The organism is Zhongshania sp. (genome assembly GCF_047636175.1).
In the GTDB taxonomy this organism is placed as follows: domain Bacteria; phylum Pseudomonadota; class Gammaproteobacteria; order Pseudomonadales; family Spongiibacteraceae; genus Spongiibacter.
In genome coordinates this window covers 111,145-117,281 of sequence record NZ_JBLIKC010000012.1, presented here as the reverse complement: position 1 = coordinate 117,281, position 6,137 = coordinate 111,145, and the positions used below count along the sequence as shown (strand labels likewise).

Sequence of the window (6,137 nt, the reverse complement as noted above, 5' to 3'; positions counted from 1 at the left end):
AGGCATCGGTGGGGAAGTGTGTGAGTTCGGCCAGCTCGTTAATACGCGTTGCAATACGCTCATCAGACCAGCCTAAATGGCGCGCCATCAGTGCGGCATTGTCACGTGCAGACAGGTGTGGGAATAAACCCCCATCCTGGATCACGTAGCCCATACGCTGACGCAACTCAGGGAGGCGGGCTGGTTCGAGCAGTTGCTCACCAAAATAGATGCTACCCTCATCAGGTATTTGCAAGCCAATAATTAACCGTAATATGGTCGACTTTCCGCAGCCGGACGGACCGATCAGCACTGTCGTCTGTCCGGAAGCAATGGACAGGTCACAGCGCTCAAGTGCGCTGACATCGGCGTAGCTCTTGGAAATTTGGTTAAGTTCAAGCATTGATTGGCCGGCCAAGAAATAGCAGGCTAATGCCGGCTGAATTGAAATAGGGCGCTTTCGGTATACATTTGATAGACACTACCGCAAGATTAAATACAAAGCGAAACCTGATTTAGGAAAAACTTAAAGTCAATATGGATATTAAAAACATACGCCAAGAAATGGCGCTGCTAGATGATGTTATACCACTGGAGGGGCACCATTATGCAGCTTGCCTGCAAACCTATGAGGCCGCCAGCAGTCAGCGAAAGCTGATTCTGGAATGGTTCACAAACCATGTAATTCCTCAAATACCTAGGGATAGTGCCTCGTTTTTGAGTATCGGGTGCGGCGCAGGTGAGCTAGACGTGAAGATTCTTGCAGCAGCAAAGGAGCAGGCTTCGACCATTGCCTATGTCGGACTTGAGCCAGATTCCAAACAGTGTGAAAGATTCACGGCTAGCATGGCATTGCCAAGCGATCAAAATATCCGAGTAGAGACGCTCAATACTAACTTCGAAAAATACACAGAGCAGCGTCGCTTCGATCGGGTTCTCATGGTGCACTCGCTCTACTATATGAATGATCCCGAACGAGCGATCGAAAAGGCCCTGAACCTCGTCAACGAATCTGGCAAACTCATCATCCTGATTGCCTCGAACGACACCCTGAATGAACTTTCGTCCTCGTTTTGGCAGATGGAGAACGGTGGTTCAACGTGGTTCAGTGAAGACCTGAGCAAGCATCTCGACAAACGTGGCGTTGCTTTCGACCGCCACCGTATCAAGGCAAAACTGGATATCACGTCGTGTTGCGCGCCCGAATCTGAGCAGGGCATTCGTATTGCAGACTTTATCGCGCAGGCGCCTACCGGGGAATTACCACCGGGCCTACGAACAATGATATTCAGCTACCTTGAGGCAACGTCTCACCTCGATGGTGAAATGCGCTGGCTCCCGCATAATGTTGACGCTTTTATAATCTAGCCGGATTATTAAACCGGTTCGAAATACATTACAGCAAACCAGCGGTCATCATCTTGCCACACCTTAACGGGCGCGAACCCTGCGGATCTGGCCAACTCAATAAACTCATCCGGGTGATACTTATACGAGTATTCGGTGTGGACGAGTTCGCCCTCGGCGAACTCAAACTGTTGTCCAGCCAATTGCGCCGAGTGTCTTCCTGTGCAACGCAAATGCATCTCGATACGACCACGCTCAGCGTTATAGAGCGCATGATGCACGAACTTGTCGGTGTCGATATCGCCTTCAAGTAAGCTATTAAGGTTGTCCAGCAAGTTAATATTAAACTGTGCGGTGACGCCCGCAGAATCGTTGTAGGCAGCATGCAAAATATCTGCATCCTTTTTTGTGTCTACCCCGATCAAGAGCCCGCCGGTATCTTGCATTTGCGCACGCATAGCACGCATAAATTGCACTGCCGCTTCTGGCTCGAAATTACCAACCGATGAACCGGGATAAAAGAATACCGGCGGCGCATCATCCGCAGCAAGATGTATATCTATGCCCAGAGTGTGATCACAGACCTGTGGTGTAATTTTTAATTCAGCGTAATCGTCACCCAGTGATACCGCACTGGCCTGCAGATGCTCACCCGATATGTCCATGGGTATATATGCGGCCAGATCAAGTTCAGGTAATAACCAGCGAATTTTTTCACAGGAGCCGGCGCCGGGTTCGACCAGCGTCATGCCAGAACCGATAGCGGCACAAATTTCGGCGCGATTATCCACCAATATGGCCTTCTCAACCCGCGGCACATAGTACTCATCGAGTTCGGTGATAGCGTCGAATAACGCGGAGCCTTTTTCATCGTAAAAATATTTCGGTGAGACCTGTTTGGGCGACTGCGACAGCCCGGCGATGACCTCTTGCGCAACCTGAGTGAGTTCATCGAAAGGCTGTTCAATTTTCTGGGCAGTAAATAAATTCATAAAAAATATTAATCCTGACGCATAAAATAGTAGAGATAAATATCCGCGGCTAGCTTATTGTCAGAGCATTGCCGGCTATCACGCAGATAGAGAAACATTCGCTAAGTAAAGCGAATATGAGCCGCCAGGCTCAAACAAGAACCGCTGCGCCACAGCATCTGTCCACGCCTAAAACGGCGCTTTGAGTGTGCATTGGCAGGCGCTGATAATCTTATTTATAGCTCGCTAATGATGTTGGCGTACTGCTCAATCATCGGCGTAACAATGTCTGGCTTATTCCAATTTTGCATACCTACGCCAATATTACAACGACTGACACCGCAGTCGCGATAGTATTTAAGTAAGTCTGGGGTGACTTCTGCCATGATCACTAAGGTAATTTCAACTGAATCTGGATCGCGGCCAAAGTCACTCACCTGCCGGCGGAAGTCTTTAATGGATGCGGCAACGTCAGGCAGGGCAACGTCAACGGGCATCCAGCCATCCGCCCATTGCGCGGCATGTCTTACGCCCAAGGGGCCCATTGCGCCGAACACCATGGCGGGGACATGCAGGGGCTTGGGTTCAAACCACACCGGATCAAAATCAATGAATTCGCCGTGATATTCTGGGGCGGCGTCGCTAAACAATACTCGCGTTGCCGCCACGGTTTCCTTCATGGCCAAATAGCGACGCTGCCACGGCAGGCTGGTAACGTTTTCAAACTCCTCCTGATTCCAGCCCACACCGGTGCCGATAATGACTCGGCCACCCGACAGCCGATCGAGGGTTGCGATGGTCTTGGCCTGAGAAAATAGCTCCCGCTCCATTAAGAGGGCGATACCGGTTCCCAATTTTAAGGTAGACGTAGCAGAGGCCGCAGCCATCAGCGCAATATAAGGGTCCATCATTTCTTTATAGGGTTCAGGTAACTCACCGCCAGGGGGGTACGCTGTGGTTCGACAGCGGGGGATATGGCTGTGCTCACCATACCAAAGTGATTCAAAGCCCGCGTCTTCCAGTATTCGTGCCAGCGTTGCCGGATCTTGATCATTGACGGTGTTCATTGAGCTAAAGCCGAGATGCATATGATCGCCTCTTCTTGTTATTTCATATGCTTAGAGTTTAAAACACCGCTGTAACCGCTTATATACCCCACTTTGATGAGGCTAATAATGCACCAACTAACTGGAGACAAGACACTTAGGCGGCTTAATAAAAAAGGCCGCCGGGATACTTTACTATCGCTCCCTAGGCGGCATTCTAATTTGTGACGCAGATTTAAGCGGCCTTAAAAACCGCTGCGGCTTTCACCCAAGCGGGCCGAGCACGCAGACGATTTAAATACGTTTGAATCGAAGGGTAGGCAATAAACGCCTGACCCTTGTCCTGGCCGGGAGGTGCAAACATGGGTGATTCCGCCATCATTAATGGGAAGGCCACCATAATATCGGCACCAGAGAACTCACCGGCAATATAATCGCGAGCAGCAAGCAGCTGGTTCATATAGGTGAAAACGGTTTTAAACTCGCCGTCACAAAAGCCTGTTAAGCCCGGTGAGTCTGCCGCCGTCATACCGCTGAGCATATCGATCATTACCGGCAGCATTAAGGTCGACTCCGCCGCATGCATCCAGTGTAAATAATCGATGTGCGCCGGTGTACCGCGCTCAGGTCGCAAACGGCCTTCACCATAATTATCGAGAAGATACTCGACGATGGCTCCAGACTCAGGAATAGTCTGACCCCGATCCTCAATCACTGGCGCCTTACCCATGGGGCTGACATCCCATAAAGACTGCGGTGCTCGAAAGGCTTTTGGATTGCGAGTGTGGTTTACCAACTCGTATTTTAAACCCAGCTCTTCTGCCAACCAGATACTGCGATCTGAACGAGACATACCCAAGTGGTGAATTTTTAGCATAAAACTCTACTCTGTTATTTATTTTCGCCCGGACACATACATTATAGTACGCGAGGAACGATCGGAATAATCAGTACGCAGACAGCGGGCTACCAGATTTACCGCCGATTAGCGCACACTCTACTGCCGCCGGTGTAAGTTTGACTTCACGCGCCTCTACTCTAATATCAGCCCGACTATCTTGAACATTGATTTTGCATGAGCCAGGCAACGGCTCTACAGAAGCGGCGTCTACACGCGCGGTATCACGTAGTAATGGATAGTCCAATGAACTCATAATCTTTCCCTCTTCACGCAGAAACGTAAAACGTTTAAACGATTGATTTGAAGAATAAAACCAAAGGGAGAAAATAAGATCGGTGCGTAGATTGAAATTCAGATCGGCGCCAAAATCAACGCAAGGCAGCAAGCCTCATATTGAAAAGACCTTGTTTCCTACGCTGGCATTATCCAGATCAGGTAATACGCGATTCAAAACGATCTCAGCCACATTGCGCAAAAAACCTGCGCGGACACCCCGACAAGAATGCATAGTGCACGGTTAAGGGAATAGGCTAGCAAGAAGTATAAAGTAGAGCGTTCTTACCAAGGACTCTAACGGTCTTGATTCAACAGTTGGTAAATTGAATAGCTGCGGCGCCGATAAAATAAACATAAATACGCACTGATTAACGTAACACCATCAGTGATGGGCAAGCTTATTAATAAAGTGTGAATTAAGAAACAAGAGCAATAAGAAATTGCACCTAGCAGAAACAATAAACCCCAGCATACACTGGGGTTTATTAGCGATACAGCGACCCGAAAGCCGCCTTCATACTCAGACTTTACTCAACCGCTTTAGACTGCATTACCGCAATAACACGACGGTTTGCAAGTCGACCCTCATCTGTTTTATTGTCGGCAATCGAACGCTCCTCGCCGTAACCCACCGCACTCAAACGGTTTTCTGCAATACCGTAGTTACCGATCAAAGCATTTCGAACAGCATCAGCGCGGCGCTGAGAAAGCTTCTTGTTGTACGCATCAGAACCAGTACTATCGGCATGCCCCTCAACTACAGCACTAACACCCCCAAACTTCCTCATGAAGTCAGCCACTTTTTTCAGCTCACTTATATACGCGGCAGGAACCACGTCAGAGTCGTAAGCAAAGTTAATTTTTAACTTAATGCTTTCAGCTTGCTTAAGCACAAATTCACAACCAAACTCGTCTACTTGACGACCAGCAGGTGTTTCAGGGCAGCGGTCATTGCGATCAATGACACCATCACCATCAGTATCTACTTGCGCAACAGCAGGCCTACTATCAGATGCAAAGGCATAACTTAAGCCTATCGAAACTAAACCGCCGGTATAGTCATTATCGTCGTCTAGCAGATAGCGAGCATCAGTACGCAGCGATAAACTCTCACTTAAGGCGTAGCGAAAACCACCGCCTAAGTTATATTGAGTGTACTCATCTTCGTCATCAACAGGGTTGTTATCGTACTGAATAACCGCCGACCCCACTCCCGTAGCCAAATAGGGTACAAAGTTAGTATTAACGTTGAAATAGCGAAGTAAGCTCAAACTACCTGAAACAAACTGGCCATCCAAACTGCTGTTGTTATTTTTGTTGTCTGGCTCACTGTAAATCGTCGCCAGCTCCACACCCCAGTTATCAGTAAGCTTAGCTTCTACGCCAATCACTGCAGCAGAGGTGTCGTCGAAATCCCGATCATTATCAAAAAATTGATAACCAACTCCGCCATTAATATACCACTGTCGCTCCTGAGCTATTAAACCTGATGCCGCAGCTAGCGACCCCAAAAGAAGTAAGACACGTCCTAAATATCGCATAGCATCCCTTTTTATCATTTATTAATGCGTTAAAATTCCATATCGAGCCTAACCTTACACTTTATCCTGCTAGTAT

General features: G+C 48.5%; 7 protein-coding genes and 1 riboswitch. Of the genes, 1 reads left to right on the top strand and 6 read right to left on the bottom strand.

What is annotated here, in order from left to right:
* On the bottom strand, positions 1-382 hold a 382-nt coding region (locus ACI955_RS09280; RefSeq protein ID WP_415243464.1), incomplete at its 3' end, for an ATP-binding cassette domain-containing protein.
* Between the two features lie 134 nt (positions 383-516).
* On the opposite strand from ACI955_RS09280, the gene ACI955_RS09275 reads away from it, so the two are divergent.
* Entirely contained in the window at positions 517-1,347 is an 831-nt protein-coding gene (locus tag ACI955_RS09275) for a class I SAM-dependent methyltransferase (RefSeq protein ID WP_415243463.1), read from the top strand.
* Between the two features lie 8 nt (positions 1,348-1,355).
* Here the strand turns inward: ACI955_RS09275 and egtD are convergent, their stop codons facing one another.
* From egtD to ACI955_RS09250, 5 genes are all read right to left on the bottom strand, one after another.
* Positions 1,356-2,318: an L-histidine N(alpha)-methyltransferase gene (egtD, locus tag ACI955_RS09270; RefSeq protein WP_415243462.1), complete on the bottom strand. Its 963-nt coding sequence runs from the start codon at positions 2,316-2,318 to the stop codon at positions 1,356-1,358.
* A gap of 215 nt (positions 2,319-2,533) precedes the next feature.
* Positions 2,534-3,385: a TIGR03619 family F420-dependent LLM class oxidoreductase gene (locus ACI955_RS09265; RefSeq protein WP_415243461.1), complete on the bottom strand. Its 852-nt coding sequence runs from the start codon at positions 3,383-3,385 to the stop codon at positions 2,534-2,536.
* A gap of 193 nt (positions 3,386-3,578) precedes the next feature.
* Positions 3,579-4,220, bottom strand: a complete 642-nt coding sequence (locus tag ACI955_RS09260) for a glutathione S-transferase family protein (protein WP_415243460.1) — start codon at positions 4,218-4,220, stop codon at positions 3,579-3,581.
* A gap of 70 nt (positions 4,221-4,290) precedes the next feature.
* Positions 4,291-4,497, bottom strand: a complete 207-nt coding sequence (locus tag ACI955_RS09255; RefSeq protein ID WP_415243459.1) for a hypothetical protein — start codon at positions 4,495-4,497, stop codon at positions 4,291-4,293.
* Positions 4,498-4,635: 138 nt separating this feature from the next.
* Positions 4,636-4,750: riboswitch (TPP riboswitch) on the bottom strand.
* Positions 4,751-5,047: 297 nt separating this feature from the next.
* On the bottom strand, positions 5,048-6,061 hold the full coding sequence (locus tag ACI955_RS09250; RefSeq protein ID WP_415243458.1) for an OmpA family protein: 1,014 nt from the start codon (positions 6,059-6,061) through the stop codon (positions 5,048-5,050).
* Positions 6,062-6,137: the final 76 nt, after the last annotated feature.